At 69.9% G+C, this 17,911-nt stretch carries 16 protein-coding genes; 12 read left to right on the plus strand and 4 right to left on the minus strand.

Translation table 11 applies throughout. The annotated features are described in order from the left end of the window. The first annotated feature begins 31 nt into the window (after positions 1–31). The 3 genes from OG259_RS32705 (at position 32) to OG259_RS32715 (ending at position 4,441) form a co-directional block, all read left to right on the plus strand. The gene (locus OG259_RS32705) at positions 32–730 is read left to right on the plus strand and encodes an HAD family hydrolase (RefSeq protein WP_328945524.1); all 699 of its coding nucleotides are present in this window, start codon (positions 32–34) and stop codon (positions 728–730) included. 463 nt (positions 731–1,193) lie between these two features. Next, complete coding sequence (locus OG259_RS32710) at positions 1,194–2,783, plus strand: ABC transporter substrate-binding protein (RefSeq protein WP_328945525.1); 1,590 nt, start codon at positions 1,194–1,196, stop codon at positions 2,781–2,783. Between the two features lie 77 nt (positions 2,784–2,860). Next, positions 2,861–4,441 carry an ABC transporter substrate-binding protein gene (locus tag OG259_RS32715; protein ID WP_328945526.1) on the plus strand — a complete coding sequence of 527 codons (1,581 nt, stop codon included), beginning with the start codon at positions 2,861–2,863 and terminating at the stop codon, positions 4,439–4,441. A gap of 75 nt (positions 4,442–4,516) precedes the next feature. Here the strand turns inward: OG259_RS32715 and OG259_RS32720 are convergent, their stop codons facing one another. Next, positions 4,517–5,194 carry a response regulator gene (locus OG259_RS32720; RefSeq protein WP_030315976.1) on the minus strand — a complete coding sequence of 226 codons (678 nt, stop codon included), beginning with the start codon at positions 5,192–5,194 and terminating at the stop codon, positions 4,517–4,519. A 43-nt stretch (positions 5,195–5,237) separates the two neighbouring features. Beyond that, positions 5,238–6,140, minus strand: coding sequence for a RecB family exonuclease (locus tag OG259_RS32725; RefSeq protein WP_266889980.1), 903 nt, complete (start codon positions 6,138–6,140; stop codon positions 5,238–5,240). A 180-nt stretch (positions 6,141–6,320) separates the two neighbouring features. On the opposite strand from OG259_RS32725, the gene OG259_RS32730 reads away from it, so the two are divergent. From OG259_RS32730 to OG259_RS32740, 3 genes are all read left to right on the plus strand, one after another. After that, positions 6,321–7,454 (plus strand): site-2 protease family protein, encoded by a 1,134-nt coding sequence (locus OG259_RS32730; protein WP_328947250.1) that lies wholly within the window; start codon positions 6,321–6,323, stop codon positions 7,452–7,454. A gap of 18 nt (positions 7,455–7,472) precedes the next feature. Next, complete coding sequence (locus OG259_RS32735) at positions 7,473–8,360, plus strand: tRNA (adenine-N1)-methyltransferase (RefSeq protein WP_015032448.1); 888 nt, start codon at positions 7,473–7,475, stop codon at positions 8,358–8,360. Positions 8,361–8,603: 243 nt separating this feature from the next. Continuing rightward, complete coding sequence (locus OG259_RS32740) at positions 8,604–9,182, plus strand: hypothetical protein (RefSeq protein ID WP_328945527.1); 579 nt, start codon at positions 8,604–8,606, stop codon at positions 9,180–9,182. A 4-nt stretch (positions 9,183–9,186) separates the two neighbouring features. Here the strand turns inward: OG259_RS32740 and OG259_RS32745 are convergent, their stop codons facing one another. Further along, positions 9,187–9,498 (minus strand): ferredoxin, encoded by a 312-nt coding sequence (locus OG259_RS32745; RefSeq protein WP_328945528.1) that lies wholly within the window; start codon positions 9,496–9,498, stop codon positions 9,187–9,189. 253 nt (positions 9,499–9,751) lie between these two features. Here OG259_RS32745 and arc point away from each other — a divergent pair, with 253 nt between their 5' ends. From arc to prcA, 5 genes are all read left to right on the plus strand, one after another. Then, complete coding sequence (gene arc / locus OG259_RS32750) at positions 9,752–11,518, plus strand: proteasome ATPase (RefSeq protein WP_328945529.1); 1,767 nt, start codon at positions 9,752–9,754, stop codon at positions 11,516–11,518. A gap of 181 nt (positions 11,519–11,699) precedes the next feature. Next, on the plus strand, positions 11,700–13,211 hold the full coding sequence (dop, locus tag OG259_RS32755) for a depupylase/deamidase Dop (protein ID WP_328945530.1): 1,512 nt from the start codon (positions 11,700–11,702) through the stop codon (positions 13,209–13,211). Between the two features lie 159 nt (positions 13,212–13,370). Next, complete coding sequence (locus tag OG259_RS32760; protein ID WP_030213091.1) at positions 13,371–13,583, plus strand: ubiquitin-like protein Pup; 213 nt, start codon at positions 13,371–13,373, stop codon at positions 13,581–13,583. Between the two features lie 160 nt (positions 13,584–13,743). Next, positions 13,744–14,583, plus strand: a complete 840-nt coding sequence (gene prcB / locus OG259_RS32765; protein WP_328945531.1) for a proteasome subunit beta — start codon at positions 13,744–13,746, stop codon at positions 14,581–14,583. 46 nt (positions 14,584–14,629) lie between these two features. Next, positions 14,630–15,382: a proteasome subunit alpha gene (prcA, locus tag OG259_RS32770; protein WP_306326207.1), complete on the plus strand. Its 753-nt coding sequence runs from the start codon at positions 14,630–14,632 to the stop codon at positions 15,380–15,382. A gap of 67 nt (positions 15,383–15,449) precedes the next feature. Here the strand turns inward: prcA and OG259_RS32775 are convergent, their stop codons facing one another. Further along, positions 15,450–16,475 (minus strand): LacI family DNA-binding transcriptional regulator, encoded by a 1,026-nt coding sequence (locus OG259_RS32775; RefSeq protein WP_328945532.1) that lies wholly within the window; start codon positions 16,473–16,475, stop codon positions 15,450–15,452. A gap of 134 nt (positions 16,476–16,609) precedes the next feature. Here OG259_RS32775 and OG259_RS32780 point away from each other — a divergent pair, with 134 nt between their 5' ends. Next, the gene (locus tag OG259_RS32780; protein WP_328945533.1) at positions 16,610–17,890 is read left to right on the plus strand and encodes an MFS transporter; all 1,281 of its coding nucleotides are present in this window, start codon (positions 16,610–16,612) and stop codon (positions 17,888–17,890) included. Positions 17,891–17,911 lie beyond the last annotated feature (21 nt).

Below are 17,911 nucleotides of genomic sequence, written 5' to 3' on the forward strand. Positions count from 1 at the left end.
GCCTTCTCGTCCCTCCATGGAGGTGTGCCGGATGACCAGTACGGTCCCCGCGTCCCTGTTCCGTACCAACGGCAGCTCCGCCCTGCAGGCGGTCTTCCTCGACATGGACGGGACCCTCGTCGACACCGAGGGCTTCTGGTGGGACGCCGAGGTGGAGGTCTTCGCCGACCTCGGGCACCGGCTGGACGAGGCCTGGAAGGACATCGTCGTCGGCGGCCCGATGACCCGCAGCGCGGGCTACCTCATCGAGTCCACCGGCGCCGACATCACGATCGCCGAGCTGACGGTCCTGCTCAACGAGAAGTTCGAGCAGCGCATCACGCGCGGAGTGCCCCTCATGCCGGGCGCCGAGCGGCTGCTCGCCGAGCTGGCCCGGCACTCCATCCCGACCGCACTGGTCTCCGCCTCGCACCGGCGGATCATCGACCGGGTCCTCCACTCGCTCGGCCGTGACCGCTTCACCCTCACGATCGCCGGGGACGAGGTCGTCCGGACCAAGCCCCACCCCGAGCCGTATCTGACGGCCGCCCGCGGCGTCGGGGCCGACCCCACGCTGTGCGCCGTCGTCGAGGACACGGCGACCGGGGTGGCGGCCGCGGAGGCGGCGGGCTGCCGGGTCGTCGCGGTGCCCTCCGTCGCCCCGATCGCGGCCTCCCCGGGCCGGGTCGTCGTGCGCTCCCTGGAAGAGGTCGACGTGCCCTTCCTCCGCACACTGATCACCGGAATCTGAGCTTTATCTGAGGTTCCCCCGCGGAATGCGCTTTCGCCCGGGGAAAACGATCAGGCCATTCGCCGAAAAGGCCCCTGCGTGACCTTGGTCACGCAGAGTGCCTGACGGCGGGTGGCCTTCGCGCGTTCCATGACCGGAAAGTGCATGTTTCGGCGCCCCCTTGTGTCCCGATTCGGACGCCGCCGTCCGCATCATCCGGCGCATGACTATCGAGGCACCCGCATTCATGATCACTCTGCGATTACCCCCGTGGCCACCCGTGGTCCGGCAATAGCGGCGCCGCCCACTAATCTTTCGCGAGTACTTCGCCGCATAACCCGCGTGCACCGGCGCACACCCAAGTCGCCGTGAACACAGGACCGATCGCAACACCCGGCCCGATCGCTCCCGCCCCGACCGGGCGGCCGGCGGCGGAGTTCCACTGACCGCTGTATCCCAGTGCCGGATGAGGAGATCGTCCCTGATGAACCGCAAGACCCTGGTGCTGCCGGCCGTGGCCGGACTGCTCGCCCCCCTGCTCGCCGCCTGTGGCGGAACGGAGGACGGTGGAGCGATCGTCGTCGGCACCACGGACCAGTTCATCGCCACGGCGGACGCCCCCGCCCCGCTCGACCCGGCCTTCGCCTACGACACCGGCGCCTGGAACATCCTGCGGCAGACCGTCCAGACCCTGATGCACGTGCCCCGCGAGAGCGGCGAGCCCGTCCCCGAGGCCGCCCAGAGCTGCGGATTCTCCGACAAGGCCAGCGAGAGCTACCGCTGCAAGCTCCGCGCCGGACTCACCTTCTCCGACGGCACCCCGATCACCGCCGAGGACGTCAAGTTCTCCATCGACCGCGTGCTGAAGATCAAGTCGGACAACGGCACCGCCGCCCTCCTCGCGAACATCGACACCGTCGAGACCAAGGGCGCCGACGAGGTCGTCTTCCACCTGAAGACCCCCGACGCCACCTTCCCGTACAAGCTCTCCACCCCGGTCGCCGGCATCCTCAGCAAGAACAAGTACGAGGCCGGAAAGCTCCGCGACGGCTTCGACGTCGACGGCTCCGGCCCGTACACCATGAAGGTCGAGCGCGAGGGCGAGAAGGCCACCCGCTTCGTCTTCAGCAAGAACCCGGCCTACAAGGGCGACATCACCCTGCGCAACGACAAGGTCGAACTGCGCCCCTACGCCGACGCGAACGCCATGGGCCAGGCCCTGGACAGCGACGACATCGACATGATGGCCCGCTCCCTGACCCGGCAGCAGATCAAGGACCTCACCGAGAAGCCCAAGGAAGGCATCAAGGTCTCCGAGGTCCCCGGCCTGGAGATCCGCTACCTCGGCTTCAACACCGACGCCCCCTCCGTCAAGGAGAAGGCCGTCCGCCAGGCCATGGCCGCCGTCGTCGACCGCGGCGCCCTCGTCAACGGGGTCTACGGCCCCACCGCCGAGCCGCTGTACTCGCTGATCCCCTCCAGCATCACCGGCCACGCCACCCCCTTCTTCGACGAGTACGGCGAGCCCGACCACGCCCGGGCCGCCAAGCTCCTCAAGGACGCGGGCGTCAAGACCCCGGTCGAGCTGACCCTGAACTACACCACCGACCACTACGGCGCCGAGACCGCAAAGGAGTTCGAGGCGCTCAAGAAGCAGCTCGGCGCCGGCGGACTCTTCGACGCCACCGTCCAGGGCGCCGAGTGGTCGACGTTCCGCACCGCCCAGAAGCGCGGCGACTACGCCGTCTACGGACTCGGCTGGTTCCCGGACTACCCGGACCCGGACAACTACATCGCGCCGTTCCTGGACAGCGACAACTTCCTCAACACCCCGTACGTGAACAAGGTCGTCCGCGACCAGCTCATCCCGCGCTCGCGCCGACAGGCCGACCGCACCGCCGCGAGCCCCGTCTTCAACCAGATCCAGAAGATCGTCGCCAAGGACGTACCCGTCCTGCCCCTGTGGCAGGGCAAGCAGTACGTCGCCGCCCGCGACGACCTCAACGGAGTCGAGTACGCCCTCAACACGTCCTCCGACCTCCTGCTCTGGGAACTGGGCCGCGGTACCGCATAACCCCGTCGACTGGATCGGTTACACCGGCCGCGCACCCGCGCGCGGCCGGCCTGACAAGAGATCACGAGGCACGTTCTGTGAAGACGCACAACAAGTGGCTGACGGCCCCCCTCGCCGCCGGCCTGTCCGCCGCCCTCCTCAGCGGCTGCGGCACCGAGCAGGGTGGCTCGGGCGACTCCGTCAACGGCGTACGCGTCGGCATGTCCGACGAGATCCTCGCCACCGACCCGGCGGCCGGCTACGACCCCGGCTCCTGGCTGCTGTTCAACAACGTCTTCCAGTCCCTGCTCGCCTTCCCCAAGGGCGGCTCCGTCCCCGAGCCCGAAGCCGCGGACAAGTGCGGCTTCGCCACCGGCAGCACGGTGTACTCCTGCACCCTGCGGGACGGCCTCACCTTCTCCAACGGCAACAAGCTCACCTCGGAGGACGTCAAGTTCTCCTTCGAGCGGGCCCTCAAGATCGCCGACCCCTCCGGCCCCGCGCCGCTGCTCTCCACCATCAAGAGCATCGAGACCCCGGACGAGCGGACCGTCGTCTTCCACCTCAAGGTCCCCGACGCCACCTTCCCCAGCAAGATCGCCTCCGGCGCCGGCTCCATCGTCGACCACCGCGAGTACCCCGCCGACGCCCTGCGCACCGACGGCAAGGCCACCGGCTCCGGCCCCTACAAGCTGGACTCCATCGGCGACACCGAGGCCACCTTCTCCGCCAACTCCGGCTACCGGGGCACCGCGAAGGCCAAGAACGACGGCATCACCCTCAAGCTCTACCGAGGCGACCGCTCCGCCCTCTCCAAGGCCCTCACCGACGGAGAGATAGACGTCGCCTACCGAGGCCTCTCCGCCGAGGACATCGCCGCCCTCGAAACCTCCGAGACCACGGACGACAAGGGCATCCAGGTCATCCAGGGCAGCAGCGCCGAGGTCCAGCACCTCGTCTTCAACATGAAGGACCCGGTCGTCGGCAAGCTCGGCGTCCGCCAGGCCATCGCCCACCTCGTCGACCGCGAGGCCCTCGTCGAAGGCGTCTACAAGTCGACGGCCACGCCGCTGTACTCGATCGTCCCGGCCGGCATCGCCGGACACAACACCGCCTTCTTCGACACCTACGGCACCCCCGACAAGGCGAAGGCCAAGAAGGCCCTGCGCGGGGCCGGCATCACCGACAAGGTGAAGCTCACCCTCTGGTCCACCCCCAGCCGCTACGGCCCGTCCACCGACGAGGAGCTCAAGGCCATCGCCGAGCAGCTCAACGCCAGCGGCCTCTTCGACGCCGACGTCAAGTCCGTCGCCTACGACCAGTACGAGAAGGACATCGCGGCCGGCAAGTACGGCGTCTACGTCAAGGGCTGGGTCCCCGACTACCCCGACGCCGACAACTTCACCGCCCCCTTCTTCGGCAAGGGCAACGTCCTCGGCAACCACTACGAGAACGCCACCATCACCGGCAGCCTCCTCCCCGGGACCGCCGCCGTCACGGACCGCGCCGCCACCGCCGACGAGTACGGCAAGCTCCAGGACCTCGTCGCCGAGCAGCTGCCCCTCCTGCCGCTCTGGCAGGGCAAGCAGTACGCCGTCGCCCGCCAGGACGTCACGGGCCTGGAATGGACCCTCGACTCCTCGACGGTCTTCCGCTTCTGGGAGATCCGCAAGGGCTGACCCGCCCCAGGACACGACGAGAGGGGCCCGGTGCGCGTCACGCGCACCGGGCCCCTCTCGTCGTACCCGTCAGGACTACTGCCCGTTGGCGCCCGGCCGCACCAGACCGCTCTCGTACGCGTACACCGCGGCCTGCACCCGGTCCCGCAGGCCCAGCTTCGTCAGCACATGCCCCACATGCGTCTTCACCGTCGTCTCGCTGACGAACAGGTCCGCCGCGATCTCCGCGTTCGACAGACCCCGCGCCACCAGCTTCAGCACCTCGACCTCACGGTCCGTCAAGGTGTTCAGCGTGTCGGGCATCTGCTCCTCGCCCGTCGGCAGATGCGCCGAGTACTTGTCGAGCAGCCGACGCGTGATCGACGGCGCCAGCATCGCCTCACCCGCCGCCACCACCCGGATCGCCTGCACCAGCTCGTTCGCCGGGGCGTCCTTCAGGAGGAAACCGCTCGCCCCCGCCCGCAGCGCCTCCACCACGTACTCGTCCAGGTCGAACGTCGTCAGGACCAGCACCTTCGCCGGACCGTCCCGGCCCGGCCCCGTGATCTGCCGGGTCGCCTCGACCCCGTCCATCCGCGGCATCCGGATGTCCATCAGCACCACGTCCGGCTGCAACGCCCGCACCTGGTCCTGCGCCTGGAGACCGTCCCCGGCCTCACCCACCACCGCGATGTCCTGCTCCGCCTCCAGAATCATCCGGAAGCCGGTGCGCAGCAGCGGCTGATCGTCGACCAAGAGGACGCGGATCGTCACAAGGGCTCCTTCAGAGGACCTGAGCTCACGAGGTACGCCGGCGCTAAGGCGCCGGCGGGGCCAGGTCCATTCTGCCCTGACCCGATTCGCCCGACTCCGGCGGGCGCGCGGGAACGATCTTCAGCGGATAGACCGGGGGAGTCCCCCCGAACTCCGGACACACCGCCTGGTGATCACACCAGCCGCACAGCTTCGTCGGACGCGGCCGCCAGTCACCCGTCTCCGTCGCCAGCCGGATCGCCTCCCACAGCGCGAGCAGCTTCCGCTCCACCCGCAGCAGATCCGCCTCCACCGGGTCGTACGACAGCACCTCCCCGCTGCCCAGATACACCAGCTGCAGCCGCCGCGGGATCACCTGCTTCAGCCGCCACACCACCAGCGCGTAGAACGTCATCTGGAACAGCGCGCCGTCCCGGTACTCCGGCCGGGGCGCCTTGCCCGTCTTGTAGTCGACGATCCGCACATCGCCCGAGGGCGCCACATCGATCCGGTCGATCACTCCGCGCAACCGCAGCCCCGAATCCAGCTCGGTCTCCACGAAGAGCTCACGCTCGGCCGGCTCCAGACGCGTCGGGTCCTCCAGCGTGAACCACCGCTCGACCAGCCGCTCCGCCTCCGCCAGCCAGCCCGCGAGCCGCTCGCCGTCCGGGTCCTCCGCGAACAGCTCGCCCAGCTCCGGCTTCGACTCGAGGAGCCGGTCCCACTGCCCCGGAACCATCGCCCGCGCCCGCGGAGCCGTCCGCTCCACCGCCGGATCGTCGAAGAGCCGCTCCAGCACGGCGTGCACCAGCGTGCCCCGCGTCGCCGCCGCACTCGGCTTCTCCGGCAGCCGGTCGATCACCCGGAACCGGTACAGCAGCGGACACTGCATGAAATCGCTCGCCCGCGACGGCGACAACGACATGGGCGCCCGGGGCTCCGCCGGCACCTGCTCGCTCGTACTCATGACGAAGACCCTACGACCCGCCACCGACAGCGAGCGGAATACCATCGACCTGGGACCCCGTCGCACTGCATGATCGAACCGTGACACACCGACGTGGGTCACACCTCGCGACGAAAGGAACCCGTGAACCAGGACGAGCCCAAGCCGCAGCGGACCGAGGAGCCCGGCGGCGGGATCCTCATGGGCCGGCCCTTCGGCGTGCCCGTCTACGTCGCCCCCAGCTGGTTCCTCGTCGCCGCCCTCATCACCTGGGTCTTCGGCGACCAGATCGAGCGCGTCCTGCCCGAACTCGGCGCCGCCCGCTACCTCGTCTCCCTGTTCTTCGCCGTCGCCTTCTACGCCTCCGTGCTCGTCCACGAACTGGCCCACACCATCGCCGCGCTCCGCTTCAAACTCCCGGTGCGCCGCATCCAGCTCCAGTTCTTCGGCGGCGTCTCCGAGATCGAGAAGGAGACCGAGACCCCCGGCCGCGAATTCGTCCTCGCCTTCGTCGGCCCCCTCCTCTCCCTCGCCCTCGCCGGCGTGTTCTATCTCTCCATGTACGCCGTCGAGCCCGGCACCGTCCCCGGCGTCCTCCTCGCCGGCCTGATGATCTCCAACCTCATCGTGGCGATCTTCAACCTGCTCCCCGGGCTCCCTCTCGACGGCGGCCGCATGCTCCGCGCCGTCGTCTGGAAGATCACCGGCAAGCCCATGAGCGGCACCATCGCCGCCGCCTGGGTCGGCCGCGCCCTCGCCGTCCTCGTCCTCGTCGGACTGCCCCTGCTCACCCGCACCGGCCTCCTCGGCAACTCCACCGACGACATCAGCGGCCTCGACACCGTCACCGACGCCCTGCTCGCCGCGATCCTCGCCGCGATCATCTGGACCGGCGCCGGCAACAGCCTCCGCATGGCACGGCTGCGCGAACACCTCCCCGAGCTCCGCGCCCGCAGCCTCACCCGCCGCGCCATCCCCGTCGAACCCGCCACCCCGCTCTCCGAGGCCCTCCGCCGCGCCAACGAGGCGGGCGCCCGCGCCCTCGTCGTCGTCGACCCCACCGGCGACCCCACCGGCATCGTCCGGGAGGCCGCCATCGCCGCCGTCCCCCAGCACCGCCGCCCCTGGGTCGCCGTCAGCACCCTCGCCCAGGACATCGCCGCCGGCATGCGCGTCCCCGCCGAACTCACCGGCCAGCCCCTCCTCGACCACCTCCGCGCCAGCCCGGCCACCGAATACCTGGTCGTCGAGGAGACCGGCGAGATCTACGGAGTCCTCTCCACCACCGACGTCGAGCGCGCCTTCGTCCAGGCCATGGCACGACCCTCCTCGTAGTCCTTGTACTCTGGTCACATGTCCGAACCGACCGGTGCCGCCCGCCGACGCGGGCCCTTCAAGGTCGGGGACCAGGTTCAGCTGACCGACCCCAAGGGCCGTCACTACACGTTCACGCTCGAAGAGGGAAAGAACTTCCACACCCACAAGGGTTCTTTCCCGCACGACGAACTGATCGGCGCCCCCGAGGGCAGCGTTGTCCGCACCACCGGAAACGTCGCCTACCTCGCGCTGCGCCCCCTGCTCCCCGACTACGTCCTGTCCATGCCCCGCGGCGCCGCCGTGGTCTACCCCAAGGACGCGGGGCAGATCCTGGCCTTCGCCGACATCTTCCCCGGCGCCCGCGTCGTGGAAGCCGGGGTGGGCTCGGGCTCGCTGAGCAGCTTCCTCCTGCGCGCCATCGGAGACAGCGGCATGCTGCACTCCTACGAGCGCCGCGAGGACTTCGCCGAGATCGCGAAGGGCAACGTCGAGCGCTACTTCGGCGGCCCCCACCCCGCGTGGCAGCTGACCGTCGGCGACCTCCAGGACAACCTGTCCGACACGGACGTCGACCGCGTCATCCTGGACATGCTGGCTCCCTGGGAGTGCCTGGAGGCCGTCTCCAAGGCCCTCGTCCCCGGCGGCATCCTCTGCTGCTACGTGGCGACCACCACCCAGCTCGCCCGCACCGTGGAGTCCATCCGCGAGTTCGGCTGCTACGCCGAGCCGCAGCCCTGGGAATCCATGATCCGCAACTGGCACGTCGAGGGCCTGGCAGTCCGCCCCGATCACCGCATGATCGGCCACACCGGCTTCCTCGTCACCGCCCGCCGCCTCGCGGACGGCGTCGAGCCCCCGATGCGCCGCCGCCGCCCCGCCAAGGGCGCCTACGGCGAGGACTACGAAGGCCCCAACAAGGGCTGACGTCCCGACACCCACGGTGCGCCGCCGTCGAGTTCCCCACCCACGGGAGGGAACTCGACGGCGGCGTCCTCATGTTCGGCGAGCGCCGTGCCTGTTCGGAAGGGGACGTGCGTGTTCGGCAGGCGCCGTGCGGGTTCGGCGGGCGTCTCCCTCGTACGGGGCGACCCCAGCTGTTCCGTCCCCCTGTGACGTGTGGCACGATGCCGGAAACCCGCCGCACCACCCCCACAGGAGACGTCTCGCGTGCAGCCCTCCGCCGCCCCGGACCTCGCGGACCTCGCACACACCCACGCCCGGCCGGCCCACTGGCTGGCCACCGCCACCGCGACCGCCGCGGTCGTCGCCCTCGCGGGCCTGCTGCAGCCCGGCCTCGCCGGAGCCGGCACGGCCCCGACCGCCGCCCCGCGCCCCGCACCCGCCCCCGAGGCCACCGGAGCCGACTACCCCATCGATTGCGGGGGAGTGGCCCACAAGGTCGCCAAGCGGGCCACGGGGGACCTGGACGGGGACGGGAACCCCGAGACCGTTGCGGTCGTGCACTGCGAAGCGGGTTCCGGCACCCCGCCGAGCGGCGTCTACGTCCTCACCCGGGGCAAGGAGGCCGGGGCACCCGCGCGCGTGGTGGCCACGCTCGTCGCACCCGAGCTCCTCAAGACCGTCACCGACTTCGCCGTACGCGACGGAGCCGTGCACGCCACCCTGCTCGGCTATTCGTCCCCCGACGTCCCCAGCTGCTGCCCCGACGAGAAGGAGCAGGTCAGCTGGCGCTGGAAGGGCGGCGCCTTCGTACGCGCCGGACAGGCCGACGCGCGCGGCGTCTGAACCGTCACTCCGCGTCGGGGCCGTACACCTCGACCTTGTCCATGACCCGGCGCACATGGATGCAGTCGCCCGGGCACTCCTTCGCCGAGTCCACCACGTCCTGGAGCAGCGTCAGCGGGACCGGCGTCGTGGCACCGGCGTCCTGAAGGAGCTCGTCGTCGGCGCTCTTCACATACGCGAGCCCGTCGATGTCCAGCTCGAAGACCTCGGGAGCGTACTGCGCGCAGATCCCGTCCCCGGTGCACAGGTCCTGGTCGATCCAGACCTCCAGCGCCTCTGCGGCGCCCGTGGACGGAGCCTCGTGCTGCACGGTCATATCTCCTGCCGTTTCTGCTTCTCGTATCGCTTCTCGCGGGTAAGTCGGGCCACCTCTGACGGGTGTTGACCCATGACGACGATACAACCGCCCGCTTTCAAGCGGTGAAGGGTGGGTATTCCCCTGTCGACAGGGGAAGCGCAAGGGTGAAGATCGGACACACCTCGGAGTCTTTTTGATCTAGGGGTTTCAATCACCACCCACGCAGGTAGGGTCAGGAAGCGTCCAGCTCCCCTTGGAGGAGGTGAGGACCGTGGCAGCCCACGACGACGACATCAACCGCGGCATCCGGCCGGGGCGGGGGTCTGAAGACCCCGCCGGTCAGGTTGCCTATCTCGAGCAGGAAATCGCCGTCCTGCGCCGCAAGCTCGCCGACTCTCCGCGACACACGAGGATTCTCGAAGAGCGGATCGTCGAGCTGCAGACCAACCTGGCCGGCGTGTCCGCGCAGAACGAACGACTGGCGAACACGCTCCGTGAGGCCCGCGACCAGATCGTGGCCCTCAAAGAAGAGGTCGACCGGCTCGCACAGCCGCCGGCCGGCTTCGGTGTCTTCCTGCAGGCCAACGAGGACGGCACGTGCGACATCTTCACCGGGGGCCGCAAGCTCCGGGTGAACGTCAGCCCGAGCATCGAGCTCGAAGAGCTCAAGCGCGGCCAGGAAGTCATGCTCAACGAAGCGCTCAACGTGGTCGAGGCCATGGAGTACGAGCGCGCCGGGGACATCGTCACCCTCAAGGAGATCCTCGAGGACGGCGAGCGCGCCCTGGTGGTCGGGCACACCGACGAGGAGCGGGTGGTGAGGCTCGCCGAGCCTCTGCTGGACGTGACCATCCGCCCCGGCGACGCCCTGCTGCTCGACTCCAGGTCCGGCTACGTCTACGAAGTGGTCCCCAAGAGCGAGGTCGAAGAGCTCGTTCTCGAAGAGGTCCCGGACGTCGACTACACGAAGATCGGCGGTCTGGGCAACCAGATCGAGCTGATCCGCGACGCGGTCGAGCTTCCGTACCTCTACCCGGACCTCTTCAAGGAGCACGAACTGCGGCCGCCCAAGGGCATCCTGCTCTACGGGCCGCCGGGCTGCGGCAAGACGCTGATCGCGAAGGCCGTGGCCAACTCCCTGGCCAAGAAGGTCGCCGAGGTGACCGGCCAGCCCGCGGGGAAGTCCTACTTCCTCAACATCAAGGGCCCCGAGCTCCTCAACAAGTACGTCGGTGAGACCGAGCGGCACATCCGCCTCGTCTTCCAGCGTGCCCGGGAGAAGGCGAGCGAGGGCACCCCCGTCATCGTCTTCTTCGACGAGATGGAATCCCTCTTCCGCACCCGCGGCTCCGGAGTCAGCTCGGACGTGGAGAACACCATCGTCCCCCAGCTGCTCGCCGAGATCGACGGTGTGGAGGGCCTGGAGAACGTCATCGTCATCGGCGCCTCCAACCGCGAGGACATGATCGACCCCGCGATCCTGCGACCCGGCCGGCTCGACGTCAAGATCAAGATCGAGCGTCCGGACGCCGAGGCCGCGAAGGACATCTTCGCGAAGTACCTCACCGCCACCCTGCCGCTGCACTCCGACGACATCTCCGAGCACAGCGGCTCCAAGGCCGCCGCCGCCCACGGAATGATCCAGTCCGTCGTCGAGCAGATGTACGCCGAATCCGAGGAGAACCGCTTCCTCGAAGTCACGTACGCCAACGGCGACAAGGAAGTCCTCTACTTCAAGGACTTCAACTCCGGCGCGATGATCCAGAACATCGTCGACCGAGCCAAGAAGATGGCCATCAAGGCCTTCCTCGACCACAACCAGAAGGGCATCCGGGTCTCCCACCTCCTCCAGGCGTGCGTGGACGAGTTCAAGGAGAACGAGGACCTGCCCAACACCACCAACCCCGACGACTGGGCCCGAATCTCCGGAAAGAAGGGCGAGCGGATCGTGTTCATCCGCACGCTCGTCACCGGAAAGCAGGGCGCGGACACCGGACGCTCCATCGACACGGTGGCCAATACCGGTCAGTACCTGTAAAACGCCCACCGGCTGCGGATGTCCGGAAACCGGGCATCCGCAGCCGACGCTTTCATCCAGCATTTCCCCCGGCATCACAGGGAAATACGCAAACTGATCTCCCCACCAGCGCGGAGCCGCTCTAGGCTCATCGGTACCGCCGAGTCGCGCACAGTGAGCGCCGCCGGGCAAGGAGGGCCGCATGACCGTACGGCGAGTAATGGGCATCGAGACGGAGTACGGGATCTCCGTCCCGGGACACCCGAACGCCAATGCCATGCTCACCTCGTCCCAGATCGTCAACGCCTACGCGGCGGCGATGCACCGGGCGCGCCGCGCCCGCTGGGACTTCGAGGAGGAGAACCCGCTGCGGGACGCCCGCGGCTTCGACCTCGCCCGCGAGGCCGCAGACTCCAGCCAGCTCACCGACGAGGACATCGGCCTGGCCAACGTGATCCTCACCAACGGGGCCCGCCTCTACGTGGACCACGCGCACCCCGAGTACAGCTCGCCCGAGGTCACCAACCCCCTCGACGCCGTCCTCTGGGACAAGGCCGGCGAGCGGATCATGGCGGAGGCCGCCGAGCGGGCCGCCCAGCTCCCCGGGGCCCAGCCGATCCACCTCTACAAGAACAACACGGACAACAAGGGCGCGTCCTACGGCACGCACGAGAACTACCTGATGAAGCGGGAGACCCCCTTCTCGGACATCGTGCGCCACCTCACCCCCTTCTTCGTCTCCCGTCAGGTCGTGACCGGCGCGGGGCGCGTCGGCATCGGCCAGGACGGTCGGAAGAACGGCTTCCAGATCAGCCAGCGCGCCGACTACTTCGAGGTGGAGGTCGGCCTGGAGACCACCCTCAAGCGGCCCATCATCAACACCCGGGACGAGCCGCACGCCGACGCCGAGAGGTACCGCCGGCTACACGTGATCATCGGCGACGCGAACCTCTCGGAGATCTCCACCTACCTCAAACTGGGCACCACCGCCCTGGTCCTCTCGATGATCGAGGACGGGTTCATTACCGTGGACCTCGCCGTCGACCAGCCGGTGCGCACCCTCCACCAGGTCTCGCACGACCCGACCCTCCAGTACCTGGTCACGCTCCGCAGCGGCCGGACACTCACCGCGGTGCAGCTTCAGATGGAGTACTTCGAGCTGGCCAGGAAGTACGTGGAGGAGCGGTACGGGGCGGACGCCGACGAGCAGACCAAGGACGTCCTGATCCGCTGGGAGGACACGCTCAACCGGCTCGAGAACGACCCGATGAGCCTGGCCGGCGAGCTCGACTGGATCGCCAAGCGGGAGCTCATGGAGGGCTATCGGCGCCGGGACGGCCTGGACTGGGACGCCGCGCGCCTGCACCTGGTGGACCTCCAGTACGCGGACGTACGCCCCGAGAAGGGCCTCTACAACCGCCTGGTGGCCCGTGGGCGCATGAAGCGGCTCCTGGACGAGACCGGGGTGGAGCGGGCCGAGACGTCGCCTCCCGAGGACACCAGGGCCTATTTCCGGGGCCGGTGCCTGGAGCAGTACGCCGACGACGTCGCGGCGGCCTCCTGGGACTCGGTGATCTTCGATCTGCCGGGCAGGGACTCGCTCCAGCGCGTCCCGACCCTGGAGCCGCTGCGCGGCACCAAGGCCCATGTGAAGTCGCTCCTGGACCGCTGCCGCACGGCCGAGGAACTGGTGCGGGTGCTGTCCGGCGGCTGATCGGGGGCTCGACACGGGCCTGAAATGCTCCGGCGCTGGGAATCATGGAAACAGTGCTCGGACGTTGTGGAAACTGCGGGGCCGATATCGGACCCGCCCTATAGGGTCTGATCTTGTACGGACTCAACCGAGCGGGCCGATTCGAGCGGGGTGAGGGATATGGCGACCAAGGACACCGGCGGCGGACAGCAGAAGGCGACGCGTTCCACGGAGGAGGTCGAGGAGACCACCACGGAGGCGAGCTCAGACCTCCAGGAGCGCCAGGAGAAGCTGAGCGAGGACGTGGACTCCGTCCTGGACGAGATCGACGACGTCCTCGAGGAGAACGCCGAGGACTTCGTTCGGTCATTTGTGCAAAAGGGCGGCGAGTAGTCGCCCCACGCGTCTGTCGTCTCCGTCCCCGGAGCCCCGGCGAAAGCCGTGGGCCCGGGGACGGATGACAAGCGGTGGCACGGGTAAGGTCCGTGCACAGCAAGCAAGATCGGCCGGCGCTTCCCACGGCGGGCCGACTCTCCCACCCGGAAGGAATCGCGTGGAAGCCAACCCTCGTAGCACCGGGCGTCTGCCGGCGGCCTTCCTGACGCCGGGCTCGTCCTCGTTCCTCGACTTCCTGGCGAGCCACTCGCCGGATCTGCTGCCGGGCGGGCGAAAGCTGCCCGAGGGGATCGTCGAGGCGCCGCACGGGACGACCATCGTGGCGGCCACGTTCCCCGGTGGGGTCGTGCTCGCCGGTGACCGGCGGGCCACCATGGGCAACATGATCGCGCAGCGGGACATCGAGAAGGTCTTCCCCGCGGACGAGTACTCCGCCGTCGGCATCGCCGGCACCGCCGGACTCGCCGTGGAGATGGTCAAGCTCTTCCAGCTGGAGCTGGAGCACTTCGAGAAGGTGGAGGGCGTCACCCTCTCCCTGGAGGGCAAGGCGAACCGTCTCTCCACCATGATCCGCGGCAACCTCGGCATGGCCATGCAGGGTCTCGCCGTCGTGCCGCTCTTCGCGGGCTGGGACGAGGGCAAGGAGAAGGGCCGGATCTTCTCCTACGACGTGACCGGCGGCCGCTCCGAGGAGCACGGGTACGCCGCCACCGGCTCCGGCTCGATCTTCGCGCGCGGCTCGATGAAGAAGCTCTACCGTGCCGATCTGACCGAGCAGCAGGCCACCACGCTGGTCGTGCAGGCGCTCTACGACGCGGCGGACGACGACTCGGCGACCGGCGGTCCGGACATGGCGCGCCGGATCTTCCCGATCATCACGGTCATCACGGACGAGGGCTACCGCAGGCTCACGGAGGACGAGTCCTCCGCGCTGGCCCGGTCGGTCACCGAGCGGCGTCTCGAGGAGCCCGACGGGCCCCGCGCCGCCCTGCTCTGACCACTCGTCGCCCGACTGAAGCCCAGAAGAAAGGGACGGACCGCCGGTGTCCACTCCGTTCTACGTCTCACCCCAGCAGGCCATGGCCGACCGGGCGGAGTACGCCCGCAAGGGCATCGCCCGAGGCCGCAGCCTTGTCGTCCTCCAGTACACCGACGGAATCGTCTTCGTCGGCGAGAACCCGTCGCGCGCACTGCACAAGTTCAGCGAGATCTACGACCGGATCGGCTTCGCGGCCGCCGGCAAGTACAACGAGTACGAGAACCTCCGCATCGGCGGTGTGCGCTACGCCGACCTGCGGGGCTACACCTACGACCGGGACGACGTCACCGCGCGCGGCCTGGCCAACGTGTACGCCCAGACGCTGGGCACGATCTTCTCCAGCGCGGGGGAGAAGCCGTACGAGGTGGAGCTGGTCGTCGCCGAGGTCGGCACCGAGCCGTCGGGCGACCAGATCTACCGGCTGCCGCACGACGGCTCGATCGTGGACGAGCACGGCTCGGTCGCGGTCGGCGGAAACGCGGAGCAGATCAGCACCTTCCTCGACCAGCGGCACCGCGACGGCATGTCCCTCGCCGAGGCGCTGAAGCTGGCCGTACAGGCCCTGTCGCGGGACACCAACGGCAGCGAGCGGGAGATCCCCGCGGAGCGCCTGGAGGTGGCGGTCCTGGACCGTACGCGCCCGCAGCAGCGCAAGTTCAAGCGGATCGTCGGCCGTCAGCTGTCGCGTCTCCTGCAGGCGGACAACGCGGCGGTCACGAAGACGGACGAGCCCTCGGACGAGGCTCCCGAGGAGTAGTCCCCGATTCCGCCTCAGGGCCCCGGTGCGTTTTCCCGCACCGGGGCCCTGTGCCGTTTCCGGCGGCTCAGTCGTCCGAGGCCGGTGCCGGGCCCGAGGAGCCGCGTTCGACCAGGGTGACGGGGAGTTGGTCCGGACGTCCGGGTTCGCCCGTCAGAACGGCGAGGAGGGCCTCCATGCCCCGTTCCCCGATGCGCTCGGCGGGCAGCGCGACGGTGGTCAGCTCGGGTTCGACGGCGGTGGCGAGTGCCAGGTCGTCGAAGCCGGTGACCGAGACGTCCTCGGGGACGCGCAGCCCGAGGCGCCGCAGGGCCTTGCAGGCGCCGGCCGCCAGGATGTCGTCGTCGCAGACGAGGGCGGTGGGGCGCGGGCCGGGGGCGGCGAGGGCGCGCTCGGTGGCGGCCATGGCGCCGTGCACGTCCAGGGGCGCCCGGACGGTCCGTACGGAGACCCCGGCGAGGCACTCGGCGAGCGCGGCGGCCCGGACGTCGAAGGTCCAGGAGGGCACGGCCGACGCGAGGTGGACGAAGCGCCGGTGGCCGAGGGCGAGCAGGTGCCCGGTGACCTGGCGCATGCCGTCCGCGATGTCCAGGTTGACGTGGGCGGCGGCCCCGCTGTCCGCCGGGTCGCTGTCGAGCATCACCAGGGGCAGGTCGGTGCCCCGGAAGGCCTTGAGGGCGTCGGAGGCCATCGAGGAGGCGATGACGCCGTCGAGGGCGGCGCGGGCGGAGGCGAAGGGGTCCCGGGCGGGGCCGACGCCATCGGGGGAGGGGTACAGCACCACCCCGAAGCCGTGCCGGGCGGCGACGGTGGCCGCGCCGGTGTAGACCCGGGCGAAGAACTCGTTCGTCAGGGCCGGGACGACCAGGAGCGCGGTCCGGGTGCGGCCGAGGCGGAGGTTGCGGGCGGCGAGGTTGGGCCGGTAGCCGAGGGCCCGGGCGGCCTCCCGCACGGTCCCGGCCGTGCGTTCCGACACACGGCCGCGCCATTTGTCGCCGAGGACGAGGGAGACCGTGGCCTGGGAGACGCCGGCGGTCCGGGCGACGTCCCGGCTGGTGGGGCGGGTGCCGCCGAGCGGCTCCGGGGTCTGCACACAAGCCTCCGCGTCGGGCGGTCCACGAGCCGGTCACTGTACGCGGGGTGGACCGGGATACAGCTGACATGGTACGTATGACCCCGGAAGTTATACGTAAAACCTCGGGGTGATCCGAGGCGAGGGGAGACCACATGGCCACCGAGGCCCCGGCACGAGGCGGCTATCTCGACATACTCCGGGCGCCGCACGCCGCCCGGCTGCTCGCCGGCACCCTCGTGGGGCGCCTGCCCAACGGCGTCGGTCCCATCGCCATCACCCTCTTCGTCCGCGACCAGGGCGGCAGCTACACCCTGGCCGGCGGCCTCATCGCCGCCTACGGCGTCGCCACCGCCGTCGGCCAGCCCCTCCTCGGCCGTGCCGTCGACCTCAAGGGCCAGCCCCGGGTCCAGCTGCCCGCCGCGGTCCTCTCCGCCCTCGGCATGGCCCTGCTCGCCCTCACCGGCATCGGCCACCTCGGCCTCGCCTACGTGGCCGTGGTCGTCGCCGGGCTCTTCACACCGCCCCTGGAGGGCGGCCTCCGCGCCCTGTGGCCGAGCGTCCTGGGCAGCGAGGACCGGGTCCACCGGGCGTACGCCATGGACGCGGTCGCGCAGGAGGTCATGTTCACCGTCGGCCCGCTGCTGCTGACCCTCCTGGTCTCCCTGTGGTCGCCCGCCGCGGCCCTGCTCGTCATCAACGTCCTCGGCGTCCTCGGCGCCCTCGCGGTGGTCCTCTCCGAGCCCTCCCGGACCTGGCGCTCCGCGCCCCGCGAGGCCCACTGGCTGGGCGCCCTGCGCTCACCCGGGCTCCTCGCCCTCCTCGGCTCGTTCTTCTTCGTCGGCCTCGCGCTCGGCTCCATCACCGTCGCCGCCGTCGCGTACGCCGACGACCGCGGCAACCCGTCCGTCTACGGCTGGCTGATGGCCGCGCTCGGCCTCGGCGCCCTCCTCGGCGGTGTCACCTACGGCGCCCGCCGGTGGTCCGGACCGCCCGAGCGGCGGCTGCGCGTCCTCGTGCTGCTGCTCGCGGTCTGCTACCTGCCGCTGGTGCTCACGCCCGGCCCCGTCGCCATGACCGGCCTCGCGGCCCTCTCCGGCCTCTTCCTGGCGCCCGTCCTCGCCTGCGCGTTCATCGTCGTGGACCGGCACGCGCCGCGCGGCACCGTCACCGAGGCCTTCTCCTGGCTCGTCACCACCTTCGGTGTCGGTTCGGCCCTCGGCTCCGCCGTGGCCGGACCCGCCGTCGAACTCGCCGGGACGGTCGCGGGATTCGCCGTCGCCGGGGTGGGCGGTCTGGTCGCCCTCCTCGTCCTGCTCGCCACCGGCCGCGTCCTCGCCGCGCCCGCCGCCCCGGAAACCCCCGGGACCGAGCCGCGACACGCCGTCGGAGCAGGCGCCCCCACCTCCGTACACAGCGAAAAGAACACGCACTGATCGGAAAATGATCGAAACGGG

It is taken from the genome of Streptomyces sp. NBC_00250 (assembly GCF_036192275.1).
Taxonomy (GTDB): Bacteria; Actinomycetota; Actinomycetes; order Streptomycetales; family Streptomycetaceae; genus Streptomyces.